The sequence below is a fragment of the Chlamydiifrater volucris genome (genome assembly GCF_902806995.1).
GTDB classification, from domain to species: Bacteria; Chlamydiota; Chlamydiia; order Chlamydiales; family Chlamydiaceae; genus Chlamydiifrater; species Chlamydiifrater volucris.
On the sequence record NZ_LR777654.1, the window covers coordinates 829,959 to 849,416 of the forward strand.

The 19,458-nt window shown below is 41.0% G+C and carries 16 protein-coding genes; 10 read left to right on the forward strand and 6 right to left on the reverse strand.

Translation table 11 applies throughout. The annotated features are described in order from the left end of the window. The first annotated feature begins 370 nt into the window (after positions 1-370). From KJA62_RS03395 to KJA62_RS03410, 4 genes are all read left to right on the forward strand, one after another. Positions 371-3,292: an OTU domain-containing protein gene (locus KJA62_RS03395; protein ID WP_213318619.1), complete on the forward strand. Its 2,922-nt coding sequence runs from the start codon at positions 371-373 to the stop codon at positions 3,290-3,292. A 69-nt stretch (positions 3,293-3,361) separates the two neighbouring features. Next, positions 3,362-4,231: a 3-deoxy-7-phosphoheptulonate synthase gene (aroF, locus tag KJA62_RS03400; RefSeq protein WP_213318620.1), complete on the forward strand. Its 870-nt coding sequence runs from the start codon at positions 3,362-3,364 to the stop codon at positions 4,229-4,231. Positions 4,232-4,334: 103 nt separating this feature from the next. Beyond that, entirely contained in the window at positions 4,335-4,550 is a 216-nt protein-coding gene (locus tag KJA62_RS03405; RefSeq protein WP_213318621.1) for a hypothetical protein, read from the forward strand. A gap of 183 nt (positions 4,551-4,733) precedes the next feature. Beyond that, positions 4,734-4,958: a hypothetical protein gene (locus KJA62_RS03410; protein ID WP_213318622.1), complete on the forward strand. Its 225-nt coding sequence runs from the start codon at positions 4,734-4,736 to the stop codon at positions 4,956-4,958. Positions 4,959-4,995: 37 nt separating this feature from the next. Here the strand turns inward: KJA62_RS03410 and KJA62_RS03415 are convergent, their stop codons facing one another. The 3 genes from KJA62_RS03415 to KJA62_RS03425 form a co-directional block, all read right to left on the reverse strand. Continuing rightward, on the reverse strand, positions 4,996-6,636 hold the full coding sequence (locus KJA62_RS03415) for a HEAT repeat domain-containing protein (RefSeq protein WP_213318623.1): 1,641 nt from the start codon (positions 6,634-6,636) through the stop codon (positions 4,996-4,998). Between the two features lie 110 nt (positions 6,637-6,746). Then, positions 6,747-7,085 carry a histidine triad nucleotide-binding protein gene (locus KJA62_RS03420; RefSeq protein WP_213318624.1) on the reverse strand — a complete coding sequence of 113 codons (339 nt, stop codon included), beginning with the start codon at positions 7,083-7,085 and terminating at the stop codon, positions 6,747-6,749. Continuing rightward, positions 7,082-7,969 carry an MYG1 family protein gene (locus KJA62_RS03425; protein ID WP_213318625.1) on the reverse strand — a complete coding sequence of 296 codons (888 nt, stop codon included), beginning with the start codon at positions 7,967-7,969 and terminating at the stop codon, positions 7,082-7,084. Before KJA62_RS03425 ends, KJA62_RS03420 begins: the two co-directional genes overlap by 4 nt. A gap of 142 nt (positions 7,970-8,111) precedes the next feature. Here KJA62_RS03425 and KJA62_RS03430 point away from each other — a divergent pair, with 142 nt between their 5' ends. Beyond that, a complete protein-coding gene (locus tag KJA62_RS03430; protein ID WP_213318626.1) occupies positions 8,112-10,223 on the forward strand; it encodes an LOG family protein in 2,112 nt (703 codons plus the stop codon). A gap of 64 nt (positions 10,224-10,287) precedes the next feature. Here the strand turns inward: KJA62_RS03430 and KJA62_RS03435 are convergent, their stop codons facing one another. Beyond that, complete coding sequence (locus KJA62_RS03435) at positions 10,288-11,622, reverse strand: DUF1207 domain-containing protein (RefSeq protein WP_213318627.1); 1,335 nt, start codon at positions 11,620-11,622, stop codon at positions 10,288-10,290. 415 nt (positions 11,623-12,037) lie between these two features. On the opposite strand from KJA62_RS03435, the gene KJA62_RS03440 reads away from it, so the two are divergent. Continuing rightward, positions 12,038-13,240: an LL-diaminopimelate aminotransferase gene (locus KJA62_RS03440; protein WP_213318628.1), complete on the forward strand. Its 1,203-nt coding sequence runs from the start codon at positions 12,038-12,040 to the stop codon at positions 13,238-13,240. After that, positions 13,237-14,283 carry an ABC transporter substrate-binding protein gene (locus KJA62_RS03445; protein WP_213318629.1) on the forward strand — a complete coding sequence of 349 codons (1,047 nt, stop codon included), beginning with the start codon at positions 13,237-13,239 and terminating at the stop codon, positions 14,281-14,283. The genes KJA62_RS03440 and KJA62_RS03445 overlap by 4 nt, the downstream gene beginning before the upstream one ends. A 45-nt stretch (positions 14,284-14,328) precedes the next feature. Here KJA62_RS03445 and KJA62_RS03450 read toward each other — a convergent pair whose 3' ends face one another. Both KJA62_RS03450 and KJA62_RS03455 read right to left on the reverse strand, forming a co-directional pair. Further along, on the reverse strand, positions 14,329-14,598 hold the full coding sequence (locus KJA62_RS03450) for a DUF167 family protein (RefSeq protein ID WP_213318960.1): 270 nt from the start codon (positions 14,596-14,598) through the stop codon (positions 14,329-14,331). Continuing rightward, positions 14,598-15,545: a hypothetical protein gene (locus KJA62_RS03455; protein WP_213318630.1), complete on the reverse strand. Its 948-nt coding sequence runs from the start codon at positions 15,543-15,545 to the stop codon at positions 14,598-14,600. The genes KJA62_RS03450 and KJA62_RS03455 overlap by 1 nt, the downstream gene beginning before the upstream one ends. Before the next feature lie 356 nt (positions 15,546-15,901). Between KJA62_RS03455 and KJA62_RS03460 the strand changes: the two genes are divergently transcribed. From KJA62_RS03460 to KJA62_RS03470, 3 genes are all read left to right on the forward strand, one after another. After that, entirely contained in the window at positions 15,902-17,635 is a 1,734-nt protein-coding gene (locus tag KJA62_RS03460; protein ID WP_213318631.1) for a proline--tRNA ligase, read from the forward strand. A gap of 79 nt (positions 17,636-17,714) precedes the next feature. Next, the gene (hrcA, locus tag KJA62_RS03465) at positions 17,715-18,875 is read left to right on the forward strand and encodes a heat-inducible transcriptional repressor HrcA (protein ID WP_213318632.1); all 1,161 of its coding nucleotides are present in this window, start codon (positions 17,715-17,717) and stop codon (positions 18,873-18,875) included. Then, the gene (locus tag KJA62_RS03470) at positions 18,872-19,432 is read left to right on the forward strand and encodes a nucleotide exchange factor GrpE (protein ID WP_213318633.1); all 561 of its coding nucleotides are present in this window, start codon (positions 18,872-18,874) and stop codon (positions 19,430-19,432) included. Before hrcA ends, KJA62_RS03470 begins: the two co-directional genes overlap by 4 nt. Positions 19,433-19,458: the final 26 nt, after the last annotated feature.

Genomic DNA, 19,458 nt, shown 5'->3' on the forward strand with positions numbered 1-19,458 from the left:
AATCCAAAGGACAATTTTATTCGAGAAACAACTTTGATAAAATAACACAAAAAAGATGGATAGAATAGAACAATAACTGATGCTGCAATGAAAACAAAATTTTTGACGCGAAAACCTTGTAAACCATTGCATATAAATAAGAAATGCCATTCCCAAACGATCACAAAAATATATAGAAGTATTCTTGGAGATCCCTTACAATCCCTTCCTGTTCCTTTACGAAACTCTCCAAGCATGGCCTTTCCAGAAGTGTGGGATCAAGATTTTCTAATCGAAAAGATTAGTCACTAGAAATCTGCCTTGCTCAGAGGGTCCTGGGCAGCTCATATTACGCCAATCTATTTGGTGGCAAAAAATTAAGGAAGTCACTATGCAGTCTCATATCCTCAGCCGTCCGTCCTTCCCTCCCTCCCAAATACCTCCCCCACTTTCTTTGACAGAAAGCTCCCAAAAGGAAGACCCTTCAGCAAGACCTCTTTGGAAAAAAATTGCTATATTCGTATTAACAGTATTGTTCCATATAATTACCTTAGGAGTCTTTCTCATTATTGATTGCTTTTGCAAACGTGAAATCGTGACCCCACCAGAAACTCCTTTCCCCCTCCCCTCGCCGCAAATAATAGACCCATTAAAACTCCCCAAATTCTTTCCAAAAATCCCCTCACAATCCGTCCCTATACCTCCCTCCCAGCCAAGGCCCACTTACGAACCAGCACTTCCTCTTCCTATACCAGCAATTGTAAGGCCCAGCGCATGGAAGCTTCATGACTCGTTACTCGATCTGTACAAAAAACAGGAGAATAATGAAATTCCCAGAGCTGCCCGCCCTTTTCTGGACACAGTGTTCGGACCTAAGGATAATCCCCATTTTGTAAACAGCTACCCTGTATATCTCATGAAATCCTTCCTCGATGTGGGTCTTATCGACAGATTCCTTGCGGACCCTGAAAATCCAGGAGAAGAATGGCTGTTCCCAAAAATCGTTGATCAAATCTGCTACCTAGACAACAGGTACTTCTTGATCAATGTATCCGGAGACGGTACTTGCTTCTATAGATCTTTTGCTATAGGTTGGTTCGTTTCTTTGATAAGTAACCCCGAAAATCCTAAAGCCCTCCGAAAAGAAATATGTAGATTGGAGTCTTTGCCTTTTGCAACCTCTTCGGAAAGAAACGCCATCTTGACACGACGAGTAGTTGCTATTTTAAAATTATGTTTCCGAAAACGAAAACTTTCGTTCTTGTTCGACCAAATTTTTCTTTCTGCTCCAATGACAGATGTTATTGAGTATCTCCGCGAGCTTTCTTACTTTTCTGCTGCCCAGAAAAGAAAGTCGACTATGACGGAGGCCGATGCCAAGCAATTAATCCTAACACAACTTAATGATGATCCTTCCTATCTACAACAAGCTTTGACAACGCTTTCAGAATTCTCTCCCTGTAGCTCTAGTATTCAAAGCCTTTTCTACTCCCCAGATATGCTCTTAAACACTTCTACAATGGACCCTTGTGATGAACTCTTTTTAATGTGCAGATTCTTTAAAAAAATCGCCCTATCCACACATAAGGAAGTTGCCCCATTGGCCAGAGCTCTAGGGAAAGCTCTCAACATCATCCTCGATAAAACACTCGAAACCCAGATCAAAACTAAGTGGCCAAGCCTCTTTGTTAACGTCCCTGCTTCAGCAGCATACCGACAACTAAAGCAGAACACCCCCTATCTTTCTGACTTCTCGAGGCTCTACCTGCACCTGGAAACCCTCCCGGCATCTTCATTTGACCCAAAAATAGAGGCTTTCCTCACGCAAATACATTCACATATAAAAACTTATGGAAAATCCAAGCAATCCCTTAAAGAATTACTATTTCTTCAGGATTCGATAGAACACAAGTTTTACGAAGTAAAGGATCGTTTACTTCATTCCCTCTTCCGTAAAGATTTTGCTTTGCGAGCTACAAATGCACTTTTAACGACAATAAGCACTTCTATCTCTCACTCCGAGTATTCGCGAAAAATCATTCAAAATTTTGTCGCCCTTCTCAATAGTAATTTCCAATCTCTCTACGAAGCTAACAGAGAAATGATCCAAATTCAGCAACAAGAATTACTGACAGAAGAATATTTACTCTCCTCCTCCCCCACCTCCATAGAAGCAGAGCAAGAACTAAAAGAAGATTTTTCCTCCCTATTAAAAACTTTAAACATAAAAAACCTAGACCCTTTGGTCATAGACTTTCTTTTTCTGATAAACTCTCCCCAAAGAGCAGAAAAAGTTTTAAAATCATATCGAAGTGCAGCTCTGTTAAATACCTTTTCTTACCTTTACAATTCCACGGCTGCTGAGCTTCTCGACGAAAAAGATTTCAAAGCAACCCTAACTAAAGCCTCCTTCCAGTTGTGCTTGACACAAAGATATTCTTCCAACGATGAAATTCTCTTTTCCCTTCTAAGAATAGATTCAGACGAAGCAACCATTCTACGAGCAGCTTTCTCTCACCCCGAGTTCGTTTACTCACTAGGATGCAAAGAACTTTTGCAATCTTGCTGGTCGGTTCTCGCTGAAGCAAACCAAATGGCTACACGCTTAATCCTTTCACTGAATAGTGAACACCGAAACAAATTAGAACTGTACAAGGATAGCCTAAAGGTCTTATCTCTAAAAGAAGGTGACGTCCAAATTCGAGATAACGTACTGCAAGACATCAATGAAAGTTCTCTACTTTATGCTTTTTTACTTAACCACCCAGGTGTAGTAGATGAAGACCAGAATGCCATGGTGTTCCTTGGCATCTGCAAAAGACTCTGCAACGCGGATCACTCTGCACTACAACTCTCTCTCCCTTCTCGGGCTGTTCGAAATAATTTGTCTAAAAAACGACTAGCTGAGGCAATATATTTCCAGAAAGTATTCATTCAAAACCCATTGTATAAAAAATTGCTGGAAGATTTACTTCTCAGTATGCCCCTTGATGAGTTGGACCGTGCCTTCCGTCACTCCATTACGCAAGCCGAGACTGAGCATGTAGCTTCTTTGTCCCGAGAAATCTCCTCTTTCGCCATTTGTCAATTTTTAGGAACCAACGAAGCTATCAGCCCTTACAATTTCTCTTTAGACCTAGCAGACCAGGTGTCGCTGTTAACTGAAACACAGGGCTTTGTATCTTTGTACGCCGCAGAAGAGGAAGCCTCCGTACGCTTGCTTCGACTCTCCAATCACTATTGCTGTCTTCTACCTATAGAAAAAGAGGAATCCGAAGAGACAAAAGCTTCCAATACTGATAAAAAGTTATAAACCCTTTCTCATCTATTTCCGAAAATAACTTTTTTTTCTATGATCTCTCCAGCTAATTAACCACAGTTTATGAAAGAAAGTTCCTCCGAAGAGCTTTTAGAGGCTTTTCCAGATCTAGCTTCTCTGCAGAAAGAATGTATCCGTGCCGTTAGCAACCCCAGGAGAAATTCTAGTGTTACGGCGCTGTCTCCGTCCGTCTGCTTTGATGGTTCGGATCCTGTCATTATCGCGGGTCCTTGCGCACTGGAGAGTTATGAGCAAACTTTAGAGATCGCTCTAGCAGTCAAAGCTGCTGGAGCAAAGATTTTTCGAGGATCAGCGTATAAACCTCGAACTAGCCCCTATAGCTTCCAAGGGCGAGGAAAAGAAGCCCTCCTGTGGCATAAAAAAGCTCAGGCTGTCCACGGATTACTTACAGAAACGGAAGTTACTTGCCCGAGACTTACCGAGTTATGTGCGGAACATGTGGACATACTCCGTGTTGGTATGCGCAATATGCAAAACTTTTCGCTCCTTGAGGAAGTAGGAAAAACAGGTAGACCAGTGATCTTGAAACGTGGTGCCAGTTCTACGCTCAAAGAATGGCTCCTTGCTGCTGAGTACATCCTGAAGGAAAACAATAGTGGACCAGTTATCCTTTGTGAGAGAGGTATTCGAACATTTGAAACCTCTATGCGTTACACATTGGACTTCGGAACAGCACTTATCGCTAAGGAAATTTCCTGCCTTCCCGTGATTATAGACCCGTCTCATGCTGCAGGGCATCGAAGATGGGTACTTCCCCTTGCTCAAGCAGCATTATCCCTGGGAATAGATGGCATTATGATAGAAGTGCATCCTCACCCTGAGAGAGCTCTTTCAGATTCTCAACAACAAATCACACTAGAGGAGTTTTCCAAACTCACTCTTTCCTTAAAAAAGATGCAATATTGCAATTAAAATCTATTCAAAAAACATAAATTAAATTATTTGATAATTTAAGGTTTTAAAACCAAAAAACTAAATAACACAAAATGCTTATTAGCATAATTAAGGAGAACCTATGTTAAAAAAAATATACAAAGTATTTTTTGCACAATATGTCCTACTTTGTTCCCAATATCTCCTCTCCTTCTTGGTTAAAACTCTCAAACACTCTGGCGAACACATGGTCGACTCTCCCAAACGATTCCTCATCCTAGCTCTTATAGACTCTCTCAAAGAAATCGATCCTTTACCAGAAATCAATGACCCCTACAAAAAACTCTTCAACCGATAAAACTTTCTCTTTTCTTATTCCATTACCGCAGTCCCTCTGAAAAGAGGGACGCCCGCGCAAATTTAAGAAAAATAAAAACTCGATCTTTAAAAACAAATTCTAACGATTAATTATCTTTTGATAAAAAATATTTAATTTATTAAACGTTTAACTAAAATAAAATTTTACAACTTTTGATCTATTATGGAAAAAAACAATAATGAAACTATACCTTTAGATTCTTTTACAAAAAGAATGCTTTCCTATGGGGTAAAACAATTTATTTCTTATGCCATAGAATTAGTCGAAGAATTAAAAAATAATATAGAGGAATACTTTCAAGAAGAAGCTTCAAAAGAAAATAGAAGCTTACTTATCAAATCTATGATTGAAAGCTTATCTAACATTTATAAAGAAGAAAAAAAATAACATTTGTCAAAAGGGCTTCTTTAAAAGAAGCCCTAACCTACTTAAGTAAATAAAAGATGGCCCCTGCGCAAGCTACACGAAGAGTCGGCAAAGATTCCTGACATCCAATGACGAGAAAGGGAATTGCCGAACGGTTCCTGGAAACAGCGATGGATTCAATGATTTCTAACTTTTCATGCCAAGAACAGTTCGTATACATAGTCGTGACTTTCTGAAGAACATGAGCGGTACCATATAATCTTAACTGCAATAAAGCAGCTTCTAATTGCATAGAAAAATTCTTATCTTCTACCATCTTCGCTAGAAAAAGCTCCGTTTCCTCTTCTGCCCCATCCTCAATAAACATTCCGAGAAAATGACCTCCTTGAAAAAGTCTTCTTTCCGAAGCAAAAGATTGTAGAACTTCTCGACTTTTAGAATACCCAGAAAGAATGACAAGGCGCACCAGGCGCAATCCTAATTCTAGATCCCGTGTTTCCTGCAGGGAAGATTGGTTAAAAGAATCTGGACAATGAAAAGATTTCTCCTCTCCTAGGCAAAGTAAATTCCTTGTAGACGAAGACACTTGCCTCTCCGAAGACTGTAAAAAAGATAGTATCGCATTCCCAGCATCTTCCACAGACTCCCTGTTAACCAAAAGGATGGTTGCCAAATCAACAATAGATTTCCTAGAGCAAACACTTGACAAATGCGCCTTAGCAAGATTCTTACCATAGACTCCCAAACTTGCTAAAGCTTCAGAAGCTAGCTCACAATCACGAGAAGATGCTGAGCATAAACCCTGAGACAAAATTTCCTCTCCGAGAGGGTCATCGACGAAAAATAAGACGGCAGCACCCGCGTAAACTATTTCCTTAGAAAAACCTTCTTTAACAAGTTCTCGAACACGAGAAAGAAAATCCTTCTCCTTAGATAAAGTATTCTTCCCCTTCCTAACAGCTACCGACAAAACGGCTTTCTTTACGTCCAAACAGCTATGATTCAAATAGTCCCTAAAAACTGCAAAGATATCATCAACGTCGTGGTTTAGAGAAAACTCACAAACAAAAAGAGCCATTTCTATATCACTTAAAGAACTTTCAGAAATGCATCGTTGAAACTCTTCTGCCTCTACCAATCCTGCAATAGCCTTGACAGCCTCCCTACGTTCACTAGCAACTAAAAGACGGTTTGAAGCTACAGAAAACAACTTAGGCAAGATTTCCCTCATCCCAAGTTCAGCGCAAGAATGATATGCCAGCGAACGAACAAAAGAAGACCGATCACTAAAAGCAATCCTAGCTATTTCTTTTCGGACAACATCTGTTGGATAATGTGAGGCGACCTGAACAGCTAGCCCACGCACATAATAATTATCATCATCCAAAGCCTCTAGAATACAAGGAACTAAACGAAAGTCGCCAGCCATTCCGGATGCCAACAAAGATAGGCAACGCACGGTGTAAGAGGAATCTTTAAATCCTCTTTTCAAAACCTCACTACAGAAATGTTCCAGAACATCTCTAGATTCTCGTAGTTCAGGGTATACAAGACTCAAACGAAAATACTCTTCACTCCATGCACTAAAATTCCCTTGGGCAGCTAATGACTTCAAATACAGTTCAGCAACTTTTGGGGAATGATTGCCAATCAGAAATTGTCTGGAAAATGATTCCACATCGGAAAAAGAGTTTACCATCAATCTCCTAGAAATGGAATCCTCCAAAGAGAAATTCAATTCAGATGCAAGACCTTCCCGAGGAAAAGCGAAGGATGTAGCAAAGTAGCAAGTAAAGAACAATATCTTGTTCAAGAAAAAGAATGTCCCAAAGACTTTCCGCCTAAAAGATGAATGTGAAGATGAAATACGCACTGACCGCCCTCTTTCCCATTATTTATCACGAGGCGGTAACCATCAGCAATATTGAATTTCTCTGCCATTTGTTGGGCTATAGCTCCAGCCTCTGATAATAAGGAAAGATCCTCCTTAGAAAGGTCATGGAACCGCTCCACACATTTCTTTGGAATAATTAGCAAATGAACAGGAGCTTTGGGAAATTTATCATGAATGACTATAAAACGCTCGTTTTCAAAAACTTTATCGCAGGGCACTTTCCCTGCAATTATTTCTCCAAAAATTGTCGTCATAAATTCTCTTTAACCCCTCGATAACGCAATGTAACATCCAATGCTTTTAAACAACTCTCTCTGTCTCTCCACACAGAAAGAAACAACCCTTTGTGACAAAAAACCCCACCATCAATACCACTAATTTCACGCAATTGATCCCCTAGTAGTCCTGCCCAAGCATCAGGCAAAGGGACTCTCACTTCCATGCGGCGGTCTAAGGAAGGGGGTATCCCTCTCAATATCCACTGACCTGATGAAGGAAACACAAGAAAAACCGCCGGGTGATGTTCACCTCCCAGTGCAAAGAAATTATCTAACCAAGCTATGGGCTTTTCAAACTCCATGTATAAACCACCTTTTGCCATGGCTGCAGAGACCTCTTGACGGCACTTCTGATTATATAAAAATTTTGCTCTCAGACACAAAATCAAGTCCTTGGTAAAGGACAATGCTTTCTTGAAAGCTTCTTCAAAATGCTCGTTATTGTCAGCCTCTTCTTGAGGAGAATAAATTTTAATAATGTCGGAAAAAGAACAGAACCCCTCCGGAGAAAAACATCTCCCATTATCTTGTTCGTCGATACCATGTATTAGCTGGTTATTGAGGAAATCGTATTCCTCGCTAACGAGCTTTCCTATCAATCGAAGATAATCAAGAACCATTCCTGCACTACTCCATGCCCCAGAATAAGAAGATTGGTGATGATCAAAACGTTTCTGCTCGGGAGAGTATACTCCTCCAACATCACAAACGTACTCACAAGAGGACAACTTCTCAGGATCTCTAGTGCGCACAATCTTATCTTCGTCAACAAGACCAAAAATAATCAGCAGCGCACAAGCTGCAACCTCATCAGCATGGAAAGAGCCATCATGAACTCCCACGCTCCTCAAAATTTGCATGAAAGACCTCCAGAGTAGAATCCTCCGATTTTATAGGAGTCAGATTAATTCTCAACTGGAAAACGATCCCTTTGATTTTTCAACCCAAAATCCGTTATAGAACTAGAGAAAATAACGTAATCAACCCCTATCAGATACAACCATGACAAAATTTCTCTACTCAGGGAATGACGCTGTATCTCCTGATGGATTCCTTGTCTCTCCACCAAAATTTTTAAAAGAAAATACGTATAGCAGTCATATGCGTATTGAAAATATCCCTGACAACTTTCTTGGATACTTATTACCTAAAGAGTCTTTATCAATAAATCTCAAAAGCTGCTTAGCTCAGCTGGGAGTCGAAGCTTCTGTAGAAGAACTAACTTTAGATAAAAATAAAAAAACAGCTGAAGTATCTCTTCTGCTGACGGCCTATGGCCCCATAGCATCAGCCACACTATCCCTCTTACAACCAGGCACATTCGTCGCTAAGTTGTTCGCTGCTGACAATCGAAGATTAGTCCGAACTGAAGACTATTTGAAAAGAATTTTGCACAAAAAGGATCGTAATGGCCTACCTCTGCTGCGCCTTGGAACAACACATGTTCACGAAGAACCTGACTGGCAAATTATCGATGGAAGGCTTGTTGCTTTTATTCCCCTCATTCCTGGTGTCGCCACCTATGAGCAAACTATTTACGGCTTCCTGCCTTTCTTAGCAAAGGCTCTTACTAAGGATAACATTCCTACAAGACAATTCTTATCTCTTTACCAAACACATGTCCTTGCTGAAGCGAAAGTGCAACCAGGCAATATCTTACTTGTAAAAACTCATCCCCTACACATTCGAACAATGTTTGCTCGAGTTGTCCAAGAACTGCTGCCTAAAGGGTTCTATCACACAACAGCAAACATTCTACAACCCGATACAACAGCTTCTGGCGATATATACGAGTTCTATGGTCAATCCGATGAGATTATCGAGAAAGTTCCCTTAGAATTCTTTACAATAGAGCCCTCTAAGGAGCATTCCTTCTTTTGCTACAGAGACACCTTACAAAAAAAGTTAGAGAATTTTGATAATTTAATTTCCATTTTTAACACCTATCCTGACTCTGAAGATCGTAGGCAACGCAAGGCTATCTTCATATGTAAAGGAAGTGACTTAGAATCCATAGATTCTTCAGATTGGATCTTGGGGAAACAAGATTCCCAATCTCCCAAATTCTTAAAAGACATGCCGCTGTCTACAGCCGAAGAATACTTGAAAGATCAACCCTGTTATCCATTTCTGCAAGCTATAGAATCAGGGAAAATTACTAGTCAAGGAGTGCTAATTACTGAGTATTTCCCATCTACACTTCTTAAAGGCATGCTTCTGTCCTACTACGTACGTCATCAGCTCAAACAAATTTATTTCCGCAAGCCTTCTCAATCACAAGGGGAATATTTTTCCGATAGAGATCGCGCCATGCTCCTGGACCTTTATACCTTTGGAATTTCTGTTTTCTGGGTTGATGAAACGACCAATACCATCCTCAAATACGTAAAACGAAGAGGCAAAGAAGCCGGTATGTTCTTGCCTCCAGAAAGGGAACAAGAATTTTTAGATGCTGTCTTCTTCGGCATTTATGGGTCCAATATGATTGTGGGTGATTTTGAATCTGAAATAACTTCTCTCATGAACTCTTTACTAAAGATGAGAAAAAACACCCTTCACCCCCTGCTATCCAAAACCCGTCCATTAGCTATGGTCACGGGGGGAGGACCTGGAGCTATGGAATCTGGCAACCGAGTAGCACGCACTCTAAATATCCTCTCTTGCGCTAACGTCATGGATTTTGAAAAACCAGGAAACGCAGCGGGAGTACAGCCGGCAAATACTTTTATTGATGCCAAAATGACTTATCGTTTGGGAGAACTGATAGAGAGACAAGACCATTTCCACCTAGATTTCCCTATCTTCCTTACTGGAGGCGTAGGAACAGACTTTGAAATGGCTCTAGAAGTCGTTAGCCTAAAGACGGGACGTAAACTTCCTTCCCCCGTGATCCTGTTTGGGGTTCCTGAATACTGGGAGCAAAAACTCTCCTCAATATACTCGGTCAATTTAGAATCTGGAACTATCAAAGGTTCTGAATGGATTAGCAACTGCCTATTCTGTGTGCAAACAGCCCAACAAGCTTTGGAGGTGTACGAAAAATTTTTCCAAGGGGTCCTACCTATAGGTCCAAACTATCCTGCTCATCAGAAAGGATTTGTCTCTGTCAAATAGAAAAACCTCGCCTAGAAAAGAGGAACTAATCCGTCAAAAGCAGGTCAAAACATAAGGACTTCTCCTATAGACCGTACATTAAGCGAAACCCATAATATCGAGATGGTTCTCGAATGAACTGGCCTTCCTTAGAAAATCCTTCGTGGTACTCTAACAAAGCACGAATTTTACGGCCAACATCTCGAAACCTTGACCACTCCATCCCGACTACATAGGTCTGATCTAAACCAAAATCTTGCTCCTCCCAGAAACGGAAATGCATAGCCATAATGGGCTGCGCATATAAGTTGTTCTCCCTATCCCTTAATCCAAAGGGACGAATTTCTGATCCACACTCAAAATACAATGGCTTCTCAGGAAATGTTAAATCCCTATTAACAATGTACCCAACCCCACCGTACAAACGCAAAGCATGATTGTGTGTATAGGAAAGGAAAAAGTCTATACCTTCATCACTTAAATTAAACCGAGGGAAATTCGGGTGTGTCAATAAAAACTCATCACCAAGGTGAGAAGATAGATGCCACATACGCAACCTGCAACTCCACTTGTCGAAAGCATAACCAAAAAGCAATCCAACGAAAAAGTCAGAATTCACCATGCACGCATCTGGATGTTCTAAGTCAAAGACGGAAAACACCCCACACTGAATACCAAGATCCAGGTCTCCCCGCAAACATCCTACATCGAAAAGTCGAAGTAAAATGATGTCTCCACCAAAAACAGCAGAGCCCACTCGACTTCCGATAACCTTGTCGTCAAAGCGGATGCTAGCAGAGGTTGTCACCTGCCTAGGATCAGCAACTAAAGGCTGGAAAAGAACGGTATTTTGAGGCAACCAAACACCTTCTTTACCAAAAAGTATAGGCGAGCGAACACTTCTACAAGCTGGCAACGGATTTTTGTTACTATTCTCTAAGAGAGTTATGTCGACAATCTTGCCTTCAACAGAAACTGGGCAGTTTTCTCTCAAAAAATCTTCGTAATGACAAGAAACAGCCTCTACAGAATTAATACAGGGAATATCCTGAACAAAGCATACGATGTCCGTCGCCAGACAATCATCATTAGGTAAGGAAAACAAATACGCCTTCCCGGAAAGAACTACTGTCCGCACTCTACAATCAACGTAGTGCATGTCTAAAAGAGCCTGAACGTAACCTGTTACGTATCGATCGTTAGGACATAACTCTAACCTTTCAGGAATCTGATCTGTACGAACGATTTCAACGTTATCCAACCTACATTCTGGACATTCCTTACGCTCAAAACATTCACTTTCTAACGCTTCAGCGAAAGAGTCCGTCAAAAAAGACTTCTCCTGGCAAAAACCAGCGACGCCCCTAGAAAACGAGCATAATCCCAATGCTAAAATACAATAAAAAGGTAACCGCTTCATGATATAAAAGTTAATAGATAGAATGGATTTATTTATCAATTCCTTATCAGTCTCTGTCCAATACTAAAAAAATTAAGAAATCTCCCCTGAGCGAAAATTCGGCCCTGCCACTTTCATAGCATACCGGCTCTACGATACTATCTTTGAGCCTTTTATTTCCATTACCAGAGATCATCAACAAAAGTAAAACCCTCCACTCATACGAACATATTGCTACAAAACTTCAGTTAAAATAAAACGAAAGCAGTTAGTCGTGATCGGTAAAACTCCATCACTTCTTGAACATTTTTTCTTGTACATCAAAATGCTGGATACCCCTATGCAGATAGAGAAAATTTTTAAGAAAAAATCCTCACAAAAATTCTTTTGATGCTTAAGATGTACAATCTCTCAATTTGTAATCCCGGACGACACTATGCTCTCTAACCCTTATTTCAAGAAACTGAAGCCTAGCTACCTCTTTAAAGAGATCTCTGAGAAGCTGTGTATGTTCAAAAACAACAATCCTGCTCGGACCGTTGTAGACCTCTCCCTAGGCAATACGACTTATCCCATAGAAAAAGAATTATCGGAACACTTGGCTTCGGTCGCTTACAAACAGTCGTCTAAAAACGGTTATTTAGGATACGGGCCTGAAAATGGGTCCGCTACTTTACGCTCCAAAGTAGCAAAGACCTTTTACCGAAGTACCATTTCCCCAGATGATATTTTCATATCTGATGGAATAAAATGCGATTTGGGCCGGTTACAGTCTCTTCTGGGCCCAGGCAGGATTGTTGCTCTACAAGACCCTGTTTACCCAGCCTATAGGGATGTCTCCATCATCGGAGGGGCAGCGGAAGTTATTTCGGTACCTTGTAGAGAGGAGAATGATTTTTTCCCAGACATTCGTTCCTTGTCTAGAATTCCCGATGTTTTGTTTCTTTGCTCCCCAAATAACCCTACAGGAACAGTTTTAAACAGAAAGCAACTGACCTCCATCGTCAACTATGCCTTAGAAAATGAGGTGCTTATCGTTTTTGATACGGCGTACTCTTTGTTTATTGCAGACGAAAGTTTACCCAAGTCAATATTTGAGATCCCTGGCGCAGAAAAATGTGCCATCGAGTTTGGATCTTTTTCTAAAACGTTTGGATTTACAGGGTTACGATTAGGATGGAGCGTAGTCCCTTCCCAGCTTCAATACTCTGATGGCGCTTTTGTCCAGCATCACTGGAGGCGTGTAGTATCGACTTTGTTTAATGGAGCTTCTTCTGTTATCCAAGAAGCTGGAATAAAAGCTTTAGAAGCTTATTCCCCGCAAAACAATGCGGCTCTACAATACTATAAAACCAATGCTAATTTGCTAAAAGATGCGTTACTCTCTGTGGGCTTCTCCGTTTTTGGAGGGGATCACTCCCCTTACCTGTGGGTAAAACTTCCCAAGGAACTCGCCTCGGTAGACCCTTTTGATTTCTTTTTGGAAGAGTACGGTGTGGCCGTAACTCCAGGCGTTGGGTTTGGCTCGGAAGGAGAGGGATTCGTTAGATTTTCTTCTTTTGGAGACCGTTCTGAAGTGGAGTTGGCTTGTCAACGGTTTGCTTCTCGAGAAATTTTCGTTCCCTCAGGTGCTCTATGAATTTTCGTTTTCCTATTGGTAAAATTTTCTGTATACTCTCCTTTGCCGTCTCTGGCATCTGCGTCTTGCTATCTGGTCAGGTAAAAGCTGCCCCTCCGCAGCAACCTAGAGTCGGAATCTTTCTTTCCTTCTCTCATCCCAAAATCGAGGATTGTTTGAGTAGCTTCCAGGAGACGTTGCGCACTCTCAAAGGCGCTTTTCCCGTAGTCATAGAAAATGCTGAGAATAATTTGTCAGAAGCCAGAAGGATTGCCAGAAAATTCCATAGAGATCCGACTATCAAGGGGATATTTACCATTGGTTCTCTCTCCACCAAGGTCATGTCCCAAATAGAAGATGAGAAGCCTATTGTGTATGCAGGGGTCCCCGAGAGCAGTTCGTTGCGCTTATACAAAAGCACGAAAGCTTTCCATGTTGAAGAAAACATGGACATAGAGCAGCTCTGTTACGTCATACAGACGGTCTGTTCCTCTGATAAAGCAGTCATTTGTTTCCGGGACACTACAGATCCTTTTCCTTCAAATTTTCAATCCAAAATATCAAGAAAACTTCAGCAGTTCGGTATCCAAGTCGTTGACCAAGGCTTCTCTCCTTCAAACCTAACCACAAAACTCCAACAGACTTTAGAGAAGAAACCTTCTGCCATCTTTCTCCCTCTGAATACTCATATCTCTAAGCAAACAGATAAGATCCTTCCAGAGATTCTTAAAGAGAAAGTTCCCGTCATTACAGATGATCCTTCCCTTTTGCCCAAAGGCGCTTATGCAGCGCTTGCCGTAGATTACAGGAGATCTGGCAGACAAGGGGCTCTTCTTCTCAACAGCATCGTCAATAGTTCAAATACCCAAGCATTCAAAACTATTCTTTCCGATCCAACTCCTCGAAATACTACCTTTAACGAGGAGATCGTTAGATCCCTAGGAATAAAGATCCAACGAGCGGAGAGGAAAGCTCGGTCTATAATCTTTAAAGACTTTAGAGAGAAAAAATCTATTACTAAAAACGAAGATAAGGGAAAAGTCGAGCCTACTAATAACTCTTAGCTTTTTATACAAACGAGAACCATCAGAGTCGAGAAAACACTGCCGTTATTTCTCTGACAAGGAAGCTAGTCTGTCCCTTACCGAGGGGGGTAGGAGGATCTTCTTTTTTCTAGACGTCTCTCCCGAAAGGATGACAACTTCCCTTTTGGGAAGACCGAAGAAGTCTGCTATAAGCGAAATCACAGCATAGTTAGCCTTCCCCTTCTCTGGGGCAGCGGACACTCTGACCCGCAAAACCCCGTCCAAAAAAGGCCCGACACCTTCTCTCTTTGCTCCAGGCGTCACTTTGACCTCGATAACACATCCATCCATGATCAATCGAGAACTCTAACCAATTTTCCATCAGTCTCATCGTACCAGATGGACAAAGTATGTAAACACAACCTTGCAGCCCAGCTCTGCTTCAAAACAGATTCACTAAAGCCAGGACCAGCAACAATTCCCGGCTCCTTAGCAAAGTATTTCCTTACTCTCATAGCATCCAAAGAAATAAAAGGTTGGCTACTTACGAACAATGTCTTTGAAAACCCTTCATAAGAACGGAATAATTTCAGAGTGTCTTCTCTAGTGGCTCTAGTCCGATCACCGGTAGGTTTTGCACAAATGAAAACCACAGACATTTTGGACGTATCCCTCCAAATCTTTGGCAATTTCATCTGAGACCAGACAAATCTTGCCACACCTTCCTCACTCTTGGGCATATCACCTACCCTCTCATCCCAACTAGACTCGACAGGGAAGGGATTATGGCGTACATCAAAAAACTGCTCTCTTTCTTCAATGTTCCTATAAAGAGGTCTTTCTCCACACAAAAAAACTATTTTCCTAAAACGGACTCCACGATTCCACTCCCGAACTAAAAAATCCAAACGCTGCCTTATAGAAGGTAGAGTTCCCCCCAAAATTACAGCCGTATCATACGTCGCTGAATATGCAGGAACAACCTGTGTCATGTATAGCATAGAAAGATCGTTATAAAACGCGTGAACATCGCTTAAGCAGACATGCTCCTTGATCTTTCCTTCTCTTCGCTCAACTTCCTCTAACCTCCAAATACGCAAAGCTTCTTTAATATCTTCCTTAGATTCAAGATCTACCGCTCCCAATTGAGCCAAAATACTTCTTAATGGTTCTTTAAACCAATTCTTTTGAAAAGACGGTGCCCCCCTTTCCACGAGACGTGAGCAACAACAACCAAAAGAAGTCAAAATCGTCACAGATAACAAGCACAAAGCTACTGCTTTCACAAACCTCTTCTTCATAAAACCAAATCCTACAGATCCATCGTTTGACCACGACAAACATACAAAAGAACATGAAAAAAAACAATTAATCCCAATTGAATTACTCAGCTCGAAATACACCTCCACACTTCGATCAATCATTAGAAAATTGTTTAGAGAACCTATTGATATTTTTCCTTTGCAAATCCAAAAGAATATCCATTAAAATCCCTCGGTCTGGAGTGCTAGCTTATAACGAGGGACTGCCAGATCGCTCTGCCCTAAAGCAGTCTACAGCTTGAGACAACATGGCTAAAACGGCTTCTCTCTAAAATTCTAATCAGCTAGCCCCTCTTGATAGAACTTTTTAAACAGACCATTTGGACACTAAATATATGAGGAGCTCCCTTCTATTCTATAAGACGTCAAAAAACGCTAACAAGGATTCTCAGGTCATCTCTAATGAACTTTTGGAGAAAGCTGATTACATCCGTAAAATCTCTAAGGGCATCTTTTCCTACGGCCCTCTTATGCAACGAGTGGTTAAGAATTTTACTGAGATAATAAGGGAAGAGCTTGATAAAATTGGCGGTCAAGAAGTATGTTTGCCCATCTTGCAGCCTGCGGAATTCTGGGAAAAAACAGAACGTTGGCAAGCTTTCTCTAGTGAGGGGTTATTGTATACTCTCAAAGACAGAGAAAATCGAGATTTTTGCATAGCTCCTACTCACGAAGAAGTTATTTCTTCTTTAGTCGCAGAAAAAATTACCTCTAAAAGACAATTACCCATCCACCTATACCAAATCGCTCCAAAATTTCGCGACGAAATTCGCCCCAGGTTTGGCTTAATGCGCTCTAAAGAGCTCCTTATGGAGGATAGCTATACCTTTTCTAATTCCCCTGAGCAGATGGAAGAGCAATACCAATTGTTAAGACAAGCTTATTGTAATATTTTTGACCGCCTAGGGCTTCAATATGTAATCGTCGAAGCTGATGGAGGAAAAATTGGTAAAGGAAAATCAGAAGAGTTTCAAGTGCTGTGTGCCTTGGGCGAAGATACCATTTGCGTAAGTGAAGAATATGCCGCCAATGTGGAAACAGCAAAAGCTATTCCCCCTGCCTTCTCTTATGATAAAACTTTACTGCCTATGGAACAATGTTATACTCCTGATGTTTGTTCCATCGAAGAGCTGCAAAAGTTCTTTGACATCCCACCACAAAAAATCTTGAAGACTTTGGTGTTCAAGCTTGTCTATTCGGACGGAGCACGAATGGTCGCTATAGGAATACGCGGAGATAGACAAATAAACGCAGCTAAAGTTTGTTCCAAATTCCTGGCTAACGAAGCTATCCCAGCCTCTGAAGAAGAGCTCTCCGCACTTAAAACCACTAAAGGTTTTATAGGTCCGTTAAACTGTCCGATAGAATTTTTTGCGGATCTTTCAGCAGAACCTATGACTAATTTTATCTGCGCAGGAAATCGCAAGGACTTTCACTACGTAAACATGAATTGGGAACGAGATCTATCAAAACCCACTTTCGATGACTTCCTTTTGGCTGAGGAAGGCGATATTTGTCCGCAAAACCCTACGGTTCCCTATAGAATGATGAGGGGAATTGAAGTGGCTCACATATTCAACTTGGGCACAAAATATACTCAAGCTTTTAATGTTTCCTTCCAAGATGAACAGAGCAATTCTTGTTTATGTTGGATGGGAACGTATGGTATTGGCGTTGGCAGAACCTTAGCCTCCTGTATTGAGCAGTTGTCTGATGATAAAGGTATTGTTTGGCCTACTTGCTTAGCGCCTTTTTGTGCCACTATCATTCCTGCAGGGAAAGCTCCTGAAATTATCACGGCCGCTGAAACATTGTACGCTACTTTACGCAATGCTGGATATGATCCCCTATTAGACGATAGGGATGAACGTTTCGGATACAAGTTAAATGATAGTGATTTCATTGGTATCCCATATAAAATAATCATCGGAAAGTCTTTCCTTTCGGATCACCTTGTTGAGTTAGAATCTAGAAAAGGAGATAAGCTTTCTGTAGAAATCTCAAAATTTCTTTTAACTTTTGAAAATCTAATTTCCAGAGGTGTGACTCCAAAAAATAAGCACTCCTAAAGCCGGAGTGCTAATTTTGATTGACCTGCAACCCTCCTTCCTTTATAATCCCGAGAGATTATCGGTTTTATGGAAGCAAATGGACACTGAAACACCCTCCAAAAAGGATGAAAAATTTTTTTCCGTGCTATTCGCGACGGTGGAGCTATTCTTAGCTACAGGCCATCCGGTTGGCTCTAAAACTTTGCAAGAAAAAAGTTTTCCCCATCTAAGCACTGCTACCATCCGCAACTATTTTGTAGATCTTGAAAAAAGAGATCTTCTCAGGAAAAACCATGTTTCAGGAGGAAGAATCCCTACGGACTCGGCTCTTCGGGCTTACGTGAATTTGTTTTCGCACGATGATTCCTACCCAATCCCACAAAAAACGCAATCTCTTCTAGAAGATTTGCCCGAGGAGAGTCGCAACATCATTAGAGACCTACAAAACATTACTGAAAAAATCGGGGAAGCTCTCCAACTTCCGACGTTTTTTTCTGCCCCTAGGTTTGAAAATGACGTAATTACAAATATTCAGTTAATAACTATAGACGATTCTCGATTTCTTGTAGTTCTGTCCTCAGAGTTTGGACAAATTTTCACTGATGTGTTGTGGTTCTCAACACCAGATGAAAGAAACTCCCTAGAAAATATAGAATTATCGTTAAAGTCCCGCTTACGAAAGGAATCTTGCCTCGTAGAACTTTCCTCCAATGAAAAGACACTAGCGTACAGGATTTATAATGAGGTTGTTGTCCGTTATCTCACTCGTTACTGCAACTTTAGTGAAGAGGATTTATATTTCACTGGATTTTCTAAACTTCTTCGCTACGAAGCTTTTTCTGATCCCGAGCTTTTAGCCTCCGGCTTGGCTCTTTTTGAAAACCGGAAAGACATGCACGTTATTATCAATACCTGCATGTCTAAGAATGAGCCTACAATCCTTATCGGAGAAGAGCTGACCGAACTACTGAAAACTCCCTATTCAGGGTGTAGCATTATAGCCTTGCCTTACTGCATCAATCGAACCCCTCTGGGAGCCCTAGGAATCCTAGGGCCTTCTAATATCCCCTACAGGGAAGTACTTGGCACCCTTAAGCTATTTTCAAACAAATTACAGGACGGACTAACTAAAAGTTTTTATAAGTTTAAACTTTCCTTCCGAAAACCTAAAGAATCAAGAACTACGCCGGAAAGAGACATTAATGTCCTTACTCAGCGAACCCCGATCAAACTTTTACCCTCAAAGGAGATGTCATGAGCGAGACTGTACAAGAATCTGATCTATCCAAAGAAGACGACGAGCTCTCTTCTCTACGCAAAGAGGTAGAGCAGTTAAAAACAGAAGTAGAAGAAAAAAATACAAAGTATCTAATGGCCTTGGCTGAAGCTGAAAATTCTAGAAAGCGTATGCAAAAAGAACGCCAAGAACTCACACGCTATGCTGTAGAAAATGCTATCATCGAATTCTTAGGCCCTATTGAAAATATGGAAAAAGCCCTCACTTTTGCTCAACAAGGAGCTTCTGATGAAGTGCGAAATTGGGCTACAGGATTTCAGATGATTCTGGATCAACTGAAATTAGTATTTACGGACAAAGGCATTACAGAATACTCCTCCTTAGGTCAGAAATTTGATCCCTTCCTCCACGAAGCTGTAGAAACAGAAGAAACTAACGAGCATCCTGAAGGAACCATCCTAGAAGAGTTTTCAAAAGGATACAAAGTAGGAGATCGACCCGTACGCGTGGCTCGAGTTAAAGTTGCAAAACCTGTTGTATCCACCGAAACAGACGAAAATAAGAAGGAAAATAATTAAAAGATTTAACCCAACATTAGGTAAAC